The sequence below is a fragment of the Desertihabitans brevis genome (assembly GCF_003327535.1).
Taxonomy (GTDB): domain Bacteria; phylum Actinomycetota; class Actinomycetes; order Propionibacteriales; family Propionibacteriaceae; genus Desertihabitans; species Desertihabitans brevis.
In genome coordinates this window covers 132,219-148,966 of sequence record NZ_QOUI01000005.1, presented here as the reverse complement: position 1 = coordinate 148,966, position 16,748 = coordinate 132,219, and the positions used below count along the sequence as shown (strand labels likewise).

The following is a 16,748-nucleotide window of genomic DNA, read 5'->3' as shown; positions in this document are numbered from 1 at the left end:
TCTAACCACATCCGCGGGTTTCGTGCGCAGGGGTGGGGGTGCCCGTTCTCCCTTGTCGCGGGCGGTTTGACCAGGCGAATATCGCAAGCGCGACATCACGCAAATCGGATGCGTAGGCTCTGGGCGTGATCGCCCCCCTGCTCGTGCACAGCTCCGCCCCCGTCTTCGTCCGGAGCACGCTTCTCCCGGGGACCGGCATCGACGCGGTGCTCGACCTGCTGCGGCGCGGACCGGCCGGCGGGGTGGACTTCGGCTGGCTGCACGGCGAGGACGGTGCGGTCGGCGGCGGCGCGGCCGTGCGCTGGGAGCCGCGGCCCGGGGAGGGCACCGGCGCGGCGGCGTCCTGGTGGGACGGCGTCTGCGCCCGGCTGGAGCACACCGGGGACAGCGCCGGCCACGCCTCGCTGGCCTTCGGCTCCTTCCCCTTCGACCCCGGGCACACCAGGGCGGCGCCGGTGCTGGTGCTGCCGGAGTGGGTGCTGGTGCACCGGCACGGGGGGACGGTGCTGCTGGAGGCCTCGACCCGCCCGTTCCCCGTCCCGGCCACCGCCCGGCTGGACGCCCTGCTGGGAGCGGTCGACCAGGCGCCGCAGGAGCCCGTCGGGCTGCACGAGGAGCACGAGGCCCTCGACGCCGAGCAGTGGGCCGAGCGGGTCGCCCGCGGGGTGAAGCGGATCCTCGTCGGCGACCTCGACAAGGTGGTGCTGGCCCGGCAGGTGACCGTACGCGGCGACCGGCCGCTGCCGGTGGGTCGGCTGGCCCGGCGTCTGCACGCGTCCTACCCGCGGTGCTGGACGTTCCTGGTCGACGGCCTGGTCGGTGCGAGCCCGGAGATGCTGGTGCGGCGTGAGGAGGGGCTGGTGACCTCGCGGGTGCTGGCCGGGACGATCGGCGTCTCCGGCGCCACCCCGGAGACCCTCGGCGCGGCGCTGGCCTCATCCTCCAAGGACCTGCTCGAGCACGAGTACGCGGTGGCCTCGGTGGCCTCGGCGCTGGCGCCGTACTGCGACGGGATGAACGTGCCGAGCGCCCCCTACGTGCTGGAGCTGCCCAACGTGCTGCACCTGGCCACCGAGATCACCGCCGCCACCAGCCCGATGACCTCGGTGCTGGAGCTGGTCGGCGCCCTGCACCCGAGCGCGGCGGTGTGCGGCACGCCCACCCCGACCGCCCGCCGGCTGATCGCGGAGCTGGAGTCGATGGACCGCGGCCGCTACTCCGGCCCGGTCGGCTGGGTGGACAGCACCGGCGACGGGGCGTGGGCGATCGCGCTGCGCTGCGGGCAGGTGGATCCTGATGACTCTCGGGTGGTCCGGCTGTTCGCCGGCTGCGGGATCGTGGCCGACTCCGACCCCGACGCCGAGGTGGCCGAGTCCGAGGCCAAGCTGGTACCGATGCGGACCGCGCTGGCCGAGGCGTCCGCCGCGACCGGACGGGTGGCCTCGGGGACGGGTGCCCGGTGAACGGGGAGCTGACCGCCGAGGTCGTGGTGGGGGCGCTGCAGGCCCGGGCCGACCCGGCCGAGCTGCCGAAGGTGCGACGCCGGCTGGCCCCGGACGAGCCGGCCATCGGGATCCGGATGCGCGAGCTGTTCGACGTCGCCCGGTGGGCGTCCACGCTCCCGCTGGGCGAGGTGGAGCGGCTGCTCGACCAGCCGACCTACGAGGCCCGGATGTGCGCCGTCTGCGTGCTCGACCTGCAGGTGCGTGACCGGCTCGGCGACCCGGCACGCCAGCAGCTCTACCTGCGCCGCCACGACCGCATCACCACCTGGGACATGGTCGACCGGGCCGCCCCGCGGGTGCTGGGCGGCCCGCTGCTCGGCGGGCCCTACGAGGTGCTGCACGAGCTGGCCGCCAGCGCGGACCCGCTGCGCCGCCGCTCGGCGATCACGGCACCGCTGCTGTTCGTGCGGCAGGGCTCCGACGCCGACCTCACCGCCGGCTACGTGGTGGCCTCCGCGCTGGCCGCCGACCCCGAGCCGGTGGTGCACCAGGCCGTCGGCACCTTTCTCAAGCACGCCGGCGAGCGGGCCCCGCTGATGCTCAACGCCTTCCTCACCTCCCACGCCCGCACGATGCCGCGCTCGGTGGTGCGGCTCGCCCTGGAGAAGGCCGACCCCTCGGTCCGCCGCCGCTGGGTGGGCTGAGCCCCACCCCGGCCCCGCCAGGGCACGAGTGTGGCCGACCCGGCGGTATCCGTCTCCGCGACACGACGATTCCGCCACACTCGCGGCCGGGCGCGGGCGGGGCCGGGCGCGGGCGGGGCGGGTGGGGGCGGGTGTGGGTGCGGGGGTCAGCGGCGGCGGGCGGCGCGCTGGCGCTCCAGCTCCTTCTGCTGCTGCTCACGGGTGGCCTGCAGGCCCTCGCTGCTGAAACCGCCGAGCAGTACGACCGCCACGATCGCGGCGATGACGAAGGACACGACCAGAGGCAGGTTGAGCAGGATCGGGGCGGTGATGAGCAGCACCATGTCGATCCCGCGGATCGGGGCGGTGATCATCCCGGGCGGGATCGCCCCGGCCGGGGTGGAGGCCATCGGGGCACCCCAGTTCACCGGCTTGGCCGTGGTCCAGCGGACCGCCCCCATCAGCCCGGCGAACGCGGTCAGCAGGGTCACCTGCACCGCCTCCAGCACCGGACGGGTGCCGGCGGACTCGCCGAACCCGACGAAGGCCGGCGCCGAGGCGATCGCCCAGAGCAGGGCCACCACGGCCGGCACCACCACGGTGGCCCGACGGATCTGGCCGTTGGTGAAGGGCAGCGTGCGCGCCAGCCCGCTGTTGCGGGTCAGCACCCGCAGGCCGCCGGTGAGCGGGATCAGGCTGACGAACACGGCGAGCGCCCCCAGGAACGGCACCACGGTGGCCAGGCCGAGCGCGTCGGCGGCGTAGGGCACCACCACGGTGAGCAGCACCGTGGGCACCGCGGCCGGGCTGCGCAGCGCCCGCTGCACCTCGCGCAGCACCAGGGCCCGGACGGCCTCGCCGCTGCCCCGCATCGCCCGGACGTGGCCCCTCTCGCGGGCGCGCCGCTCCACCACGATGTCGTGGATCAGCCCGAGGTCGAGGGCGTAGAACGCACCGGACAGACCCGAGACCAGGGAGCCGCCGCTGGTCAGCCGCAGCCGCTCGATGCGGTCGAGCCGGCGTCCGGCCACCGCGGCGCAGACCACCAGCAGCAGCACCGCGCCCGCGGCGACCGCCGCCGCGATCTCGATCCGGGCGGCCCCGGGCAGGGTGAACGTGGTCCACCCGGCGGCCAGCGCCACCACCAGCATGAGCACCGCCAGGCCGAGCAGGGCGAACAGCCGTGCGCTCCAGCGGGCCGGCCCGGAGCGTCCGGCCGTCTGCCAGGCCGCGGCCCAGGCCACCACGGCGGCCGCGGACAGACCGGTGGCGATGGTCCAGGCCGCCACCTCGCGACCGGCGGTCCCCGACAGCAGGGTGACCAGGACGCCGACCAGCGCGCCGCCGAGCAGGGCGATGACCAGGGCGGAGACCAGCCGGGGACGCAGCAGCCGGCCGCGTCCGACCGGGGCCGACATCAGCCACGACCCCTCCGCCGCCGAGGCGAGCACGGGGCCGAACAGCCGGGCCATCGACAGCGCCAGCCCGGCCACGAGGGCGACCGTCGCCCACGGCAGGAAGAGCCGGGCGGAGGTGCAGGCCACGGTGGCGCACTGGCTGACGGTGGTCTGGGCCTGCAGCACCACGTTGACCGCCATCGCCCCGACCAGCAGCACACCGAAGACGACCACGTAGGCGTCGGAGATGACCTCGCCGAGCTTCTTGGTGGCCCGGCCCTTGCGCCAGTCGCGCATCAGCCCGAGCAGCTCGCGGTGGTCGGCGGGCTCGCACTCCTCCGCGGTCACCGTGGTCACCCGGACCGGGTGCGCGGGGCGCGGCAGCGGCTGCCCGGTGCGCAGCATCGGCCGTTCGCTCAACGACTCCGCGCCGGCGGGCGTCGCGGACCCGGCGGCCGGCGCGGCCTTGGGCTCCTTCCTCCGCTTCTTGCGCGCCCCCTTCGGGGTGACGGCGGCGGGCAGGCTGCGGCCCGGGCCGTCGGGACGGATCGGGTCCGGCTCGCCGGCGCGGGTCGGCTCGGCGGCGCGTCCGGGGTCGCTCGTGGGGTCGGGCTCGCTCATCCGCGCGCACCCTCCGTCTGCCGCGGGGCGCCCAGCTCGACCACCCGGGTCGCGACGGTGTCGACCAGGCTGGGCTCGTGGCTGGCGAAGACGATGGCCAGGCCCTGCTCGCGCTCGGCCCGCAGCCGGTTGGCCAGCCAGGCCACGCCCTCGACGTCCAGCCGGGCCTCCGGCTCGTCCATCACCAGCAGGTCGCGCGGGCGGACGAAGGCGGTGGCCAGCCCCAGCCGGCGCCGCTGGCCCGAGGACAGCGTGCCGGGCAGCTGCCCGGACTGCGGCACCAGCTGCACCTCCTCCAGCACCTCGTCGACCAGGGCGTCGGCGTCGGGGACGCCGTGGGCGCGGGCCAGCAGGTCGAGGTGCTCGACCACCGACAGGTCGGGGAAGAAGTCGAGGTCGTCGATCACGGTGGCGATGTCGCGGCGCGACCGCACCGAGGTCTCCAGCACCGGGTGGCCGTTCACCTCGACCGTGCCCTCGTCGGCCTTGTCCGCCCCGACCAGGCAGCGCAGCACCGTCGACTTGCCCGAGCCGTTGCGCCCCGTCAGCGCCACCGCCTCGCCGGCGCGCACCTCCAGGTCGAAGTTGCGGACGATGGTCACGGGCCCGTAGGCGCGCCGGAGTCCGGACACCTTGAGCACGGTGGTCTTCCTGGCCATGGCCTCGATTCTGCCTTCCGTCGCCGAACGCGCACCGGCTCGGGAGGCGTCCGCGGAGCCGGGATGGGTGTCGGACCCGCGTGGCAGAATCCCACACGTGTCGCACCCCGCTCGAGCCACGCTGGCCAAACGCCGCTCCGACGTCGCCCGCATGTTCGACGCGGTGGCCGAGCGCTACGACACCACCAACGACGTGCTCAGCCTGGGTCTGGACCGTCGCTGGCGGCGTGCGGTGGTGGCCGCGGTGCACCCGCTGCCGGGTGAGCGGGTGCTCGACCTCGCCGCCGGCACCGGGACGTCCAGCCGCCCCTTCGCCGACGCCGGGGCGACGGTCGTCCCGGCCGACCTGAGCCTGGGCATGCTGCGGGTGGGCAAGCACCGCCAGCCCGACCTGCCCTTCGTGGCCGCGGACGCGCTGTCGCTGCCCTTCGCCGACGGTGCCTTCGACGCGGTGACGATCTCGTTCGGGCTGCGCAACGTCGAGCACACCGAGGACGCCCTGCGTGAGCTGCGGCGGGTCACCCGTCGGGGCGGGCGGGTGGTGGTCTGCGAGTTCTCCACCCCGACCCTGCCCGGGGTGCGACAGCTGTACCGCGACGTGCTGCTGGCCGCGCTGCCGGGGGTCGCCCGGGTGGTCTCGTCCAACCCGCCGGCGTACGGGTACCTCGCCGAGTCGATCCGGGCCTGGCCGGCCCAGCCGGAGCTGGCCGCGCTGATGGGACGGGCCGGGTGGCGCCGTGTGCAGTGGCGCGACCTCACCGGCGGCGTGGTCGCCCTGCACCGCGGGGTCGCGTGAGGGGCGGGGCGTGAGGGGCACCGCGTGAGGCTGGCCGACGGCGGCATCGTGCTCGGCCCCTACGCCGCGACCAGCTGCCCGGTGAAGACGCAGAACGCGCACGACCCGCGGCTGGTCGGCGTCCCCGCCCCGCCGCCGGCGGACGAGGCGCTGCGGGAGCTGTTCGCCGGCGGGGAGCAGTGGCAGCGCGACGTCGACGACCTGCTGGCCGCACTGCCCGGCGTGGTCGACCTGCGACCGGTGGCCTCCGAGCCCGCCGCCGTGCGGGCCGGGCGCACCGTCGAGGCGATGGCGTCGGGGGCCGACCTGGTGCTGGCCGCCCAGCTGCCGCTGGACGTCGAGGGTCACCGCTACGGACGGTGCGACGTGCTGGTGCGCGACCCGGGCACCCCCGGCCGGCACGCCTACCACCCGGTGCTGGTCAAGGGCCACCGGGTGCGGGAGCGGCGCGCGCCGGCGCCCGGGCTCAGCCCGCTGCACGTCTCTGGCATCGACGCGCCGTCGCGGGCCGCCGCGGTGGTGCACCCCGAGGAGAGCTTCCGCACCATCCGCCGCGAGCGGGACGCGGTGCAGCTGGCCCACCTGTACCGGATGCTGCAGGCCTGCGGCCGGGCCCCCGACGGCCCGCCGCGCGGCGGGCTGGTGGGCACCGACGAGCCGGTGGGCATCACCTGGCTCGAGCTGGCCGAGCCGGTGTTCCGCACCTTCTCCCGCACCTCCCCCGGCGGCTGGCGGCTGCGCTCGGCGCTGGAGCGGCACGACCACGAGCACCAGTTCCGCGTCTCGGTGGCGCGCCGGGCCGAGCAGCTCGACCAGCCGGGCGTCACCCCGATGGTGCACCCGATCAAGGTGTCGGAGTGCGACCGGTGCCAGTGGTGGCGGGCCTGCGAGCCGCAGCTGGACGCCGAGGACATCAGCGTGCGGATCGCCAAGGCGCCGCTGGACGTCCGCGAGATCAGCGTGCTCCGCTCCCTCGGCGTGGCCACCACCACCGAGCTGGCCCGGGCCGACCTCGACGCGCTGCTGCCGCGCTACCTGCCCGAGGTCGCCCACCGCCACGGCGCGGAGCAGCGGCTCCGTCGGGTGCAGCGGCGGGCCCAGCTGATCAGCGACGGGGTGGTGCTGGAGCGGCTGGAGTCCGGCCCGGTGGACGTCGCGGCGGCGGAGCTGGAGATCGACCTCGACATCGAGACCTCCGCCGACGACCGGGTGTACCTGTGGGGGTTCCTCGTCAACGACACGGTCGCCGGCACGAGCGAGTTCCGGCCGTTCGTGTCCTGGCACGACCTCGACGACGCGGGCGAGGTGGCGCTCGCGGCGGAGGCGCTGGGTTGGCTGCGGAGCGTGGTCGAGGGGCCCCGCTCGGTGCGGGTCTACCACTACAGCGACTACGAGACGGTGCGGATCGGGCAGCTGGCCGAGCGCACCGGCGTCGACGGCGACCCCGGCGGAGCGCTGCTGGCCTGGGCCCGCGACGAGGGCGTCCACGCCTTCGTCGACCTGTTCGCGACGGTGCGTGACCACCTGTTCGGCGTCAACGGGCTGGGGCTGAAGGTGGTGGCCAGCGCGGGTGCGGGCTTCTCCTGGCGCGACGACGACCCCGGCGGGCTGAACTCCCAGCGCTGGTTCGCCGAGGCGGTGCACGGGCCGACCGAGGAGATCAGGGCGCAGGCGCGGTGGCGGGTGCTGCAGTACAACGAGGACGACGTGCTGGCCACCGCCGCGCTGCGCCGCTGGCTGCGCTCGCTCGACTGAGGTCGAGCACGCCCCCGCCACGCAGCGACCCCGCCCCTCACGCCGCGCTGGCCGGGCGGTGTGAGGGGCGAGGTACGGTGCGGGTCGGACTCAGGCGTCGGCGCCGGCCCGCCCGCGGGTCAGGGCGACGCCCAGGCCCACCATGCCGATCGCCAGCACCAGGTGCAGGATGTCGTCGGCCAGGTTCAGCGGGACGAAGTTGGCCGCGGAGTCCTGGGGCACGAGCAGGCCGTAGATGAACAGCACCGCGTAGATGATCCCGCCCACGACCAGGTAGCTGCGGGCCCCGGAGACCGAGCGGGCCAGCACCAGACCGGCCACGCCGAACAGCAGGTGGACGATGTTGTGCAGGATCGAGACCTGGAAGATCCCGAGCAGCATCGCCTCGGAGTGGTGCGACGCGAAGGACATCGTGTCGTAGTTGGTGGTGATGCCCGGGATGAACCCGAGCACGCCGATGAGCAGGAAGATTACGCCGACCACCAGGGCGGCCTTCTGGACGTTGGTCCGGCCCGCACGGTCGGTACGGGACGACGTGGGAACAGACATGATCCCTCCACGGGTGTTCGGTACCGGGACGGTCCCGGCGGTACCGATGGGCTACCCGCTCGCCCCCGGTTCAACCCGACGCGGGCCCGCTCGACGGCCCGGGCGGCGCGCTCCCGGCCGGCGGGCCGGCTGGCGGCCTGGCGCCGCCGCAGGGTCACCGCCACCCGTGCAGGACGATCTTGCCCGTCGTCCGGCTGCTCTCGATCCTCCGGTGCGCCTCACGCAGGTTCGCCGCGTCGATCGGGGTGAACACCTGCTCGGTGGTGGCGCGCACCCGTCCGGCGTCGACGAGCTCGGCGACCCGGGTGAGCAGGCGGTGCTGCTCGACCAGGTCGGCGGTCTGGTGCACCGGCCGGGTGAACATCAGCTCCCAGTGCCAGGCGATGCTCCTGGACTTCAGCGGTGACACGTCCCGCGGCCCGTCGTCGATGGCGACCACGTGGCCGCCCGGGGCGACGACCTCGGCATAGGTGGCGACCTGACCCTCGGAGTAGGCGGTGAAGAGCCAGTCCACCCCCGCCGGGGCGAGGGCGAGCACCTGGGCGGTGAGGTCATCGCGGTGGTTGACGGTGTGCTCTGCGCCGAGCCCGCGGACACGGGCCGCCCGCTCGTCGTCGGAGGCGGTGGCGATGACCCGGACCCCGGGCAGCAGCGCCTCGGCGAGCTGCAGCAGGATCGATCCCACGCCCCCGGTGGCGCCGACGACGAGCAGGGTCCCGCTGGAGCCGGCGGTCAGGCCGAGCCGGTCGAACAGGGCCTCCCAGGCGGTGATCGCGGTGAGCGGGAGCGAGGCGGCGTCGGCGAAGGAGAGGCTGGCCGGCTTGCGTCCCACGACGCGCTCGTCGACGACGTGCCGCTGCTGGTCGGTGCCGGGACGGTCGATGCTGCCGGCGTAGTACACCTCGTCGCCCTCGCTGAAGAGGCTCACCTCCGAACCGACCCGCACCACGGTGCCGGCGGCGTCGAAGCCGAGCACCCGCAGGCCTCCGGCCGGCGCCCCGCTGCGCAGCTTGACGTCGACCGGGTTGACCGAGACGGCCTCGACCCGCACGAGCAGGTCGTGCGGCCCCGGTTCGGGGGTGGGGACCTGCTCGGTGACGAGCGCCCGCTCGTCGGTGGCTGGGAGGTTGTCGCGGTAGCCGATGGCGGTGTGCGTGGTGGTCATGGGGCGACGATGTCCCGCGGACCGTAGTTACCGTCAAGGGCACCTGGTACCCATCGGGTATCGTCGGCGCGGTGACCACCCCCGACGCCTGCGGGCGCAACGACGTCTACGCCGCGATGTGCCCCTGCCGCGACCTGCTGGACCTGCTGGCCAACAAGTGGAGCGCGCTCGCCATCGGTGTGCTCGAGGAGGGCCCGACCCGGTTCGGCGAGCTGCGCCGCCGGCTGGAGGGGGTGAGCCCGAAGGTGCTCTCGCAGACCCTCAAGCGGCTCGAGGCCAGCGACCTGGTGACGCGGACCGCCTACGCGGAGGTGCCGCCCCGCGTCGAGTACGCCCTCACCGGGCTGGGCGCGAGCGCGGCCGCGCCGCTGGCGCACCTGCGCTCCTGGGTCGAGGCCAACGCGGGCCACCCCGAGGACGCGCCCGGTCCGCTGCCGGTCGCCACCCCGGCCCGCGGCTGAGCCGTCCCGCCGGGGATCCGGCTCAGGAGGGGCGGACGAGGGCGCGGAGGCCGGCGTCCAGGGCGCGGCGGCGGCTGCGGTCCAGGCGGACCTCGACGACCTCGATCCCCGTGATCCGGCGTTCGAGCAGCTCGGCCAGCTGGTCGGCGTCGGTGATCGGGCGGTACTTCACGCCGTGCGCGGCGGCCAGCGCGGCGAGGTCGACGCGGTGGGGGGTGCCGAAGAGCCGCTCGAAGGAGCCGCCGAGGTCCGGACGTCCCTGCTCGAGGCTGGCGAAGATGGCGCCGCCGACGTCGTTGGCGACGACCACCCGGACGTCGGCGCGGGGCTCGTCGGGCCCGATCAGCAGCCCGTTGCTGTCGTGCAGGAAGGTGAGGTCACCGACGAGCGCGGTCACCCCGGCGCCGGTGCCCAGCGACAACCCGACGGCGGTGGAGACGGTGCCGTCGATCCCGGCCAGCCCGCGGTTGGCGTGCACCACGGGCCCGGCCGACGTCCAGACCGGCGCCAGGTCGGCGTCCCGGACCGCCTGGGAGGAGCCGAGCAGCCAGACGTCGGAGGCGCGCAGGCTGCCGGCCACCATCGCCGCCAGCCCGGGGCCGGTGCTGGGGTCGGCCGGGACGAGCCCGTCGAGGCGACGGCGCAGGGCGGCGTCGGCCTGCTGCCACTCCGCCAGCCAGCCCTCGTCGCCCGCGGCGAGGTCGACGGCACCGGCGACGCGGGAGACCCGGTGGCCGGGGTCGGGCCAGCGGTCGCCGGCGGTGACGGCCACCAGCTCGACGTCGGCGCGGGCCAGCAGCCGGGTGACCGGTCGGGACAGGGTCGGGTGGCCGAAGCAGAGGACCCGGGTGATCCGCTCGCCCAGCGGTCCGCCGAGCAGCAGCCGGTAGGTGCCGATGGCGCACTCCCCCACCCGGGCGTTGCCCGACGGCTCCGACAGCAGCGGCAGCCGGGCGGTCTCGGCCAGCGCGCGGGCGGTCGCGCCGACCTCGGGGGCGGCGTCCCCGACCAGGACGACGGTGCCGGCGTCCGGGCTGAGCCCGACCGGCGGGTGCGCCGGCCGGGACACCTCCCCGGCCGGTCCGGGGGTGTCCATCGGGGCCAGCGGCCGGTCGGGCACCAGCGGCTCGGTCAGCTCGAGGTTGAGGTGGACCGGGCCGGGGGTGCCGGTGCGGACGCCGGTGGCCGCGGCCAGCAGCCGTCGGACGGCGCCGGCCAGCGCCTCGACCGGGCGGACCGACAACCGGGCGCCGGCGCGGACCGCCTCGCCGAAGATGCCGATCTGCTGGGTGGTCTGGTTGGCCCCGGTGCCGACCACCGCGGCCGGCCGGTCGGCGGTGAGCAGCACCAGCGGGACGTGGGCGTGGGAGGCCTCGAGGACGGCCGGGTGCAGGTTGGCCACCGCGGTGCCGGAGGTGGTGACCACCGGCACCGGACGGCCGCTGGCCCGGGCCATCCCGAGCGCGGTGAAGGCGGCGCTGCGCTCGTCGATGCGGACGTGCAGCCGCAGCAGCCCACCGCGCTCGGCGGCCTCGACCGCGTAGGCCAGCGGGGCACTGCGGGAACCGGGTGAGACGACCACGTCGGTGATACCGCCGGCCACCAGTGCGCCGACCACCGTGGTGGCAGCGGTGATGCTGTCGGGGTGCGCGCCGCTCATGCCGCCGCCGCACGGGTGGTGTCCCAGCGGTGCCGCCAGCTGGCGGTGGTGTCGGCGTCGGCGACCACGGCCGGGAACAGGTCGGGCGCCGGTGCGCTGGTGCGCACGGCGATCGCGCCGTCGTGCGCGACGAGCGGGTCGCTGGTGACGTCCTCGTGCAGCAGCGGGACGGTGTTGAGCCCGCACGCGAAGGGGAGCTCGGGCAGCGCGGCGGCCAGCGCCACCCCGGCGGCGAGCCCCACCGAGGTCTCCAACGCGCTGGACACGACGACCGGCAGCCCGAGCCGCTCGGCCAGCTCCAGGCAGGCCCGGACGCCGCCCAGCGGCTGCACCTTGAGCACGGCGACGTCGGCGGCCTCGGCGGCCACCACCCGCTCCGGGTCGCCGGAGCGGCGGATCGACTCATCAGCCGCGACCCGGACGTCCCAGCCGCGGCGGGCCAGCCGGCGCCGGAGCTCGGCCAGCTCCTCCACCGTGGCGCAGGGCTGCTCGACGTACTGCAGGTCGAGACGGCGCAGCACGCCGACCGCACGCTCGGCGGTGTCGACGTCCCAGGCGCCGTTGGCGTCGACCCGCAGCGCACCACCGGGGCCGAGGGCGTCGCGGACGGCCTCCAGCCGGGCCTCGTCGTCGGCCAGGGTCTGACCGGGTTCAGCCACCTTCACCTTGGCGGTGCGGCAGCCGGACCCGGCCGTCAGCGCGTGGGCCCGCTCGGCGTCCACGGCCGGCACGGTGCAGTTGACCTCGACCTCGGCGCGGACCGGCGGCGGGAACCCCTCCTCGGCGGCCTCGCGGCAGGCCCGCCACCACGGCACGAGCTCGGCGCCGGTGTAGTCGAGGAACGGGCTCCACTCCGCCCATCCGGCGTCCCCGCGCACCAGCACGCCCTGGCGTCGGGTGATCCCGCGGAACCGCGTGCGCATCCCGATGTCGTACACCTCGATCCGCTGCACGTGGCGACCCTAGCCCGCTCCGTGCGCAACCACCGCCCGCGGACGTCCGCCCCCTTCACACACCTTCACCCCACCGCACACACGCTGCAGCATGTGTGCCGCACCGCGAGGGTGTGTGGAGCCGGACGGCGGCCGGGGCGGGCGCCCGCCTTCACACACGTTCACCCCACCGCACACACACTGCAGCATGTGTGCCCCACCGCGAAGGTGTGTGAAGGGGCTACCGGGGGCGCGGTCGGCGGGTCAGGGCAGGCGGGCCTCGGTGGCGCCGACGGCGGGGGCCTCGGCCGTCACCGTGCCGGCGGGGCCGATCTGGACGACGCGCCACGGCTTGTCGGTGCCGGTGGCGACCACCCGGATGCCGTCGGTGTCCCGGGACACCACCCAGGTGGCGTCGCCGTCGGCGGTCGGGACGCGCACGGTCGTCTCCGCGCCCACGGCCAGCTCGCGGACCTCCAGCGTCAGCCCGTCGACGTGGTCGTAGTCGGGGCGGTCGGTGCGGGCGCCGCGGGGCAGCACCGCACCCTCCCGGACGTAGAGCGGCAGCGAGTCGAAGCCGTGCCGCTCGGCGATCCAGCCCGGGCCCTGCCGGCGCTCACCGGTGAGCAGGTGCGTCCAGGTGCCGGCCGGCAGGTAGTACTCGACGTCGCCGGCGGCGTCCAGCACCGGCGCCACCAGGAGGCTGTCGCCCAGCATGTACTGGGTGTCGAGCCCGCGGGCGGTCCGGTCCCCGGGGTGCTCCAGCAGCATCGCCCGCATCACCGGCAGCCCGCGCTCGGTGGCCTCCGCGCCCAGCCGGCGCAGGTAGGGCATCAGCGACATCTTCAGCCGGGTGAACTGCCGCGTGACGTCCACGGCCTCCTCGTCGAAGGCCCACGGCACCCGGTAGGAGCTGGACCCGTGCAGCCGCGAGTGCGAGGACAGCAGGCCGAAGGCGACCCAGCGCTTGAACACCGCCGGGTCGGGCGTCCCCTCGAACCCGCCGATGTCGTGGGACCAGTAGCCGAACCCCGACAGCCCCAGCGACAGCCCACCGCGCAGCGACTCCGCCATCGAGACGAAGGTGGACTCGCAGTCACCGCCCCAGTGCACCGGGAACTGCTGCCCGCCGGCGGTCGCGGAGCGGGCGAAGAGCACCGCCTCCGTCTCCCCGCGCTCGCGCACCAGCAGGTCGTGCACCGCCTTGTTGTAGGCCTGGGCGTACCAGTTGTGCATCCGTTCCGGGTCGCCGCCGTTGTGCCAGCGCACGCCCTCGGTGGGGATCCGCTCGCCGAAGTCGGTCTTGAAGGCGTCCACGCCCTGGTCGAGCAGGGTCTTGAGCTTGGAGGAGTACCACTCGACGGCGTCGGGGTTGGTGAAGTCGACCAGCGCCATCCCCGCCTGCCACATGTCCCACTGCCAGACGTCGCCGTCGGTGGTGCGCAGCAGGTAGCCGAACTCCCGCCCCTCCTCGAACAGGGCGGAGCGCTGGGCGATGTAGGGGTTGATCCAGGCCGAGATCCGCAGCCCCTTGTCCCGCAGCCGCTGCAGCATCCCGGTCGGGTCGGGGAAGGTGGCGGGGTCCCAGACGAAGTCGCACCAGTGGAACTGCCGCATCCAGAAGCAGTCGAAGTGGAAGACGCTGAGCGGCAGGTCCCGCTCGGCCATCCCGTCGACGAAGGAGGTGACGGTCTGCTCGTCGTAGCTGGTGGTGAACGAGGTCGACAGCCACAGCCCGTAGGACCAGTCCGGCACCGCCCCCGGACGCCCGGTGAGACGGGTGTAGCGGTCGAGGACGTCGGCCGGGGTGGGTCCGGCGACGACGTAGTACTGCAGGTGCTCACCCTCCACCGAGAACTGGGTGCGCGAGACCACCTCGGTGCCCACCTCGAAGCTGACCCGCTCGGGGTGGTCGACGAAGACGCCGTAGCCGCGGTCGGAGAGGTAGAAGGGCACGTTCTTGTAGGCCTGGTCCGAGGACGTCCCGCCGTCGCTGTTCCACAGGTCGACCGACTGGCCGTTGCGGACGAACGGGGCGAACCGCTCCCCCATCCCGAACAGCTGCTCCCCGACCGACAGCCCGAGCTGCTCGTGCACGAAGTGCCGGCCCTCGCCGTCGGTGACCAGGCCGATGCTGCGCCCGCTGGAGCTGGTGAGCACCCGGTCGCCCTCGAGGAAGTCGCAGGCCCAGCCGCCGTCGGTGGCGAAGCGGGCGGTCAGCGGACCGGAGCTGAGGCTCACCCAGCCCTCACCCTCCTCGCAGCGCACCTCCACGTCGGGGTCGGTGGTCAGCTCGAAGGCCGGGTACCGCGGCAGCCGACCCCGGTGGTGCTCGATCCGCACCCCGAGGACGCCCTCGGCCGGGGAGGTCACGGTGACCGTCACCACCGGACGGTTGAGGGTGTCGCCGCGCTTGGTGATCCGCGCGGTCGGGGCGTAGAGCACCAGCCGCTGGCCGTCGAACTCGTGGCTCTCGACCTCCTGCGGCCGGAGCACGCTGACCCCGGGCAGCAGCTGCCAGTACCCGTCGGTGAACCTCACACTTCCTCCTTCGTCAGCACCCGCACCTCGTCGGCGTGCAGCTCGACGGCGTCCCGGTACCGGGTGCCGCTGAGCAGGTCGGTGGTCGCGCCGGGGACCGGCACGGTGCGTACCTCCTGCCCGTGGTTGATCAGGAACGTCAGCCCCCCGCGGACGACCCTCTCGACGTCCGGCACGGCGGGCGGGACCGCCACCCGGGCCAGGTCGAGAGCGCGGCCGAGAACGGCGTCCAGCAGTGCGGCGTCAGGGACCGTGGAGACCAGGCCCACCCGGCCCGCGCCGGCGGCCGACGTCAGCACCGCGGGGCCGCCGTCGGCCGGTCCGCCCTGGAACCGGGCCCACACGTCGGCGGAGTCGACCTCGAGCCACTCCGCCCAGATGTCGGCGCGGCCGCGGGGGAGCCCGGCGCCCAGGTCGGTCGGCACCAACGCCACGGTCGACTGCCGGCGCTTCGACAGGCTCAGCGCGCTGCGGTCGGGATCCGCACTGCGGGACGGGTCGGCGTCGGGGTCGAGCTGGTCGTCGGGCAGCGGGTGCCACTCCTCGCCACGGACGCCGAGCAGGTCGGCGAAACCGGAGGGGAAGGGGCCCTGTCGCAGACGCGTCGTCTCGTCCACCGCCGAGGCGAACGGGCCGAACCACAGGTGGCCGCCGTCGCGCACCCACGCCCGCAGCCGGGCGACGGTCGCGTCGTCGAGCAGCACCGCCGACGGCGCAAGCAGCAGCCGGACGCCGTCCAGCGCGTCGCCGCTGCCGAGGACGTCGGTGAGCACCCCGCGCTGCCAGCACACCCGGTACCAGCGGCGCAGCTGCGCCAGCGGGTCGAGCCGGTCGCTCGGCAGGTCGCGCTGGGTGCCGGCCCACCAGCTCGGCCAGTCGAAGAGCAGCGCCACCTCGGCGCGCGGCACCTCCCCCAGGTCCGGCAGGCCGGCCAGCTCGGTGCCGAGTGCGGCCACCATCCGGTGGTGGCGGGTGTCCGTCCCGGCGGCGGGCAGCAGCGCGGAGTGGAACCGCTCCGGGCCCTGGGCGGCCTGGTGCCACTGGAACCAGCACAGGCCACGGGCGCCGCGGGCCACCGCCTGGAACACCTCGCGCCGCAGTCGCGCCGGCGACTTGGCCGCGTTGTGGGGCCGGAAGTTCACCGTGCTGGCGGCCTGCTCCATCAGCATCCAGCCGCGGTCCCCGCCGAGGGAGCGCATGAGGTCCGAGCTCATCGCCGAGTCGACCACCGCGTCGGCCCGGGACGGGTCGGGGTAGCTGTCGTCGCTGACGAGGTCGAGCTCGCGGGCCCAGCGGCGGTAGTCCACCCCCGCGAAGAAGCCCATGAAGTTGGTGGTCACCGGGGTGGTCGCGTCCACCGACCGGATCTGGTCGCGCTGGGCGCGGAACAGCTCGAGCTGGGCGTCGGAGGCGAAGCGGCGGAAGTCGAGCAGCTGTGCGGGGTTGTGCAGGTACGGCGCGGCCCGCGGCGGTAGCACGTCGTCCCAGTCGCCGACCCCCTGGCTCCACACCGCCGTGCCCCAGGCGCGGTTGAGCCCGTCGAGATCGCCGTAGCGCTCCCGCAGCCAGACCCGGAACGCCGCCGCGCAGGAGTCGCAGAAGCAGGTCTGGCCGAACTCGTTGCCGACGTGCCACAGCGCCACCGCCGGGTGCCCGGCGCAGCGGTCGAGCAGCGCCTGCACCACCGCGGCGCAGCGCTCGCGGTAGACGGCCGACGTCGGGCAGAAGTGGTTGCGCGAGAACGGGCTCAGCCGCACCCCTTCCGCGGTGACGGCGGACGTCTCCGGCCAGAGCCGGGCCAGCCACGGCGGCGGGGAGGCGGTCGGGGTGGCCAGGTCGGCCCGCACCCCGTGCTCGTGCAGCAGGTCGAGGACGTCGACCAGCCAGTCGATGCGCCACTCGTCGGGGCGCGGCTCGAGGGAGGACCAGCTGAACACCCCCACCGTGGCGAGGTTCACCCCCGCCCGCACCATCAGCTCGACGTCGGTGCGCCAGACGTCGCGCGGCCACTGCTCGGGGTTCCAGTCCGCACCGATCCACAGCGTCGGCTCAGCCACGACGCACCGCTCCCGGACGCCGCCCGC

Annotated in this window: 13 protein-coding genes; 5 read left to right on the top strand and 8 right to left on the bottom strand. The window is 75.1% G+C overall.

Going from position 1 to position 16,748, the window contains the following annotated elements; genetic code table 11:
* The first annotated feature begins 125 nt into the window (after nt 1-125).
* On the top strand, nt 126-1,463 hold the full coding sequence (locus DT076_RS09495; protein WP_233493827.1) for an isochorismate synthase: 1,338 nt from the start codon (nt 126-128) through the stop codon (nt 1,461-1,463).
* Nucleotides 1,460-2,149, top strand: coding sequence for a DNA alkylation repair protein (locus DT076_RS09490; RefSeq protein WP_199539088.1), 690 nt, complete (start codon nt 1,460-1,462; stop codon nt 2,147-2,149). Before DT076_RS09495 ends, DT076_RS09490 begins: the two co-directional genes overlap by 4 nt.
* A gap of 146 nt (nt 2,150-2,295) precedes the next feature.
* On the opposite strand, the gene DT076_RS09485 is transcribed toward DT076_RS09490, so the two are convergent.
* Both DT076_RS09485 and DT076_RS09480 read right to left on the bottom strand, forming a co-directional pair.
* Nucleotides 2,296-4,146 carry a DUF6297 family protein gene (locus tag DT076_RS09485; RefSeq protein WP_114126438.1) on the bottom strand — a complete coding sequence of 617 codons (1,851 nt, stop codon included), beginning with the start codon at nt 4,144-4,146 and terminating at the stop codon, nt 2,296-2,298.
* Nucleotides 4,143-4,805 carry an ABC transporter ATP-binding protein gene (locus DT076_RS09480; protein WP_114126437.1) on the bottom strand — a complete coding sequence of 221 codons (663 nt, stop codon included), beginning with the start codon at nt 4,803-4,805 and terminating at the stop codon, nt 4,143-4,145. The genes DT076_RS09485 and DT076_RS09480 overlap by 4 nt, the downstream gene beginning before the upstream one ends.
* Nucleotides 4,806-4,902: 97 nt before the next feature.
* Between DT076_RS09480 and DT076_RS09475 the strand changes: the two genes are divergently transcribed.
* Nucleotides 4,903-5,601, top strand: a complete 699-nt coding sequence (locus DT076_RS09475) for a demethylmenaquinone methyltransferase (protein WP_267896814.1) — start codon at nt 4,903-4,905, stop codon at nt 5,599-5,601.
* Nucleotides 5,602-5,625: 24 nt separating this feature from the next.
* Nucleotides 5,626-7,356: a TM0106 family RecB-like putative nuclease gene (locus DT076_RS09470; RefSeq protein ID WP_114126435.1), complete on the top strand. Its 1,731-nt coding sequence runs from the start codon at nt 5,626-5,628 to the stop codon at nt 7,354-7,356.
* Between the two features lie 90 nt (nt 7,357-7,446).
* Here the strand turns inward: DT076_RS09470 and DT076_RS09465 are convergent, their stop codons facing one another.
* The gene (locus tag DT076_RS09465) at nt 7,447-7,905 is read right to left on the bottom strand and encodes a DUF4383 domain-containing protein (protein ID WP_114126434.1); all 459 of its coding nucleotides are present in this window, start codon (nt 7,903-7,905) and stop codon (nt 7,447-7,449) included.
* Nucleotides 7,906-8,059: 154 nt separating this feature from the next.
* On the bottom strand, nt 8,060-9,070 hold the full coding sequence (locus tag DT076_RS09460) for a zinc-binding alcohol dehydrogenase family protein (protein ID WP_114126433.1): 1,011 nt from the start codon (nt 9,068-9,070) through the stop codon (nt 8,060-8,062).
* Nucleotides 9,071-9,141: 71 nt separating this feature from the next.
* On the opposite strand from DT076_RS09460, the gene DT076_RS09455 reads away from it, so the two are divergent.
* The gene (locus tag DT076_RS09455; protein ID WP_199539087.1) at nt 9,142-9,531 is read left to right on the top strand and encodes a winged helix-turn-helix transcriptional regulator; all 390 of its coding nucleotides are present in this window, start codon (nt 9,142-9,144) and stop codon (nt 9,529-9,531) included.
* Between the two features lie 22 nt (nt 9,532-9,553).
* On the opposite strand, the gene menD is transcribed toward DT076_RS09455, so the two are convergent.
* From menD to DT076_RS09435, 4 genes are all read right to left on the bottom strand, one after another.
* Nucleotides 9,554-11,191 (bottom strand): 2-succinyl-5-enolpyruvyl-6-hydroxy-3-cyclohexene-1-carboxylic-acid synthase, encoded by a 1,638-nt coding sequence (menD, locus tag DT076_RS09450; RefSeq protein WP_114126432.1) that lies wholly within the window; start codon nt 11,189-11,191, stop codon nt 9,554-9,556.
* Nucleotides 11,188-12,144, bottom strand: a complete 957-nt coding sequence (locus tag DT076_RS09445; RefSeq protein WP_456073039.1) for an o-succinylbenzoate synthase — start codon at nt 12,142-12,144, stop codon at nt 11,188-11,190. The genes menD and DT076_RS09445 overlap by 4 nt, the downstream gene beginning before the upstream one ends.
* A 243-nt stretch (nt 12,145-12,387) precedes the next feature.
* Nucleotides 12,388-14,664: an alpha-xylosidase gene (gene yicI, locus DT076_RS09440; protein WP_114126431.1), complete on the bottom strand. Its 2,277-nt coding sequence runs from the start codon at nt 14,662-14,664 to the stop codon at nt 12,388-12,390.
* Nucleotides 14,661-16,721, bottom strand: a complete 2,061-nt coding sequence (locus DT076_RS09435; protein WP_158548099.1) for a beta-galactosidase — start codon at nt 16,719-16,721, stop codon at nt 14,661-14,663. Before DT076_RS09435 ends, yicI begins: the two co-directional genes overlap by 4 nt.
* Nucleotides 16,722-16,748: the final 27 nt, after the last annotated feature.

Bases quoted from the DNA above. Each gene is read 5' to 3' on its own strand.
- DT076_RS09485 (WP_114126438.1), bottom strand. From the start codon at position 4,146: ATGAGCGAGCCCGACCCCACGAGCGACCCCGGACGCGCCGCCGAGCCG.
- DT076_RS09480 (WP_114126437.1), bottom strand. From the start codon at position 4,805: ATGGCCAGGAAGACCACCGTGCTCAAGGTGTCCGGACTCCGGCGCGCC.
- DT076_RS09465 (WP_114126434.1), bottom strand. From the start codon at position 7,905: ATGTCTGTTCCCACGTCGTCCCGTACCGACCGTGCGGGCCGGACCAAC.
- DT076_RS09460 (WP_114126433.1), bottom strand. From the start codon at position 9,070: ATGACCACCACGCACACCGCCATCGGCTACCGCGACAACCTCCCAGCC.
- menD (WP_114126432.1), bottom strand. From the start codon at position 11,191: ATGAGCGGCGCGCACCCCGACAGCATCACCGCTGCCACCACGGTGGTC.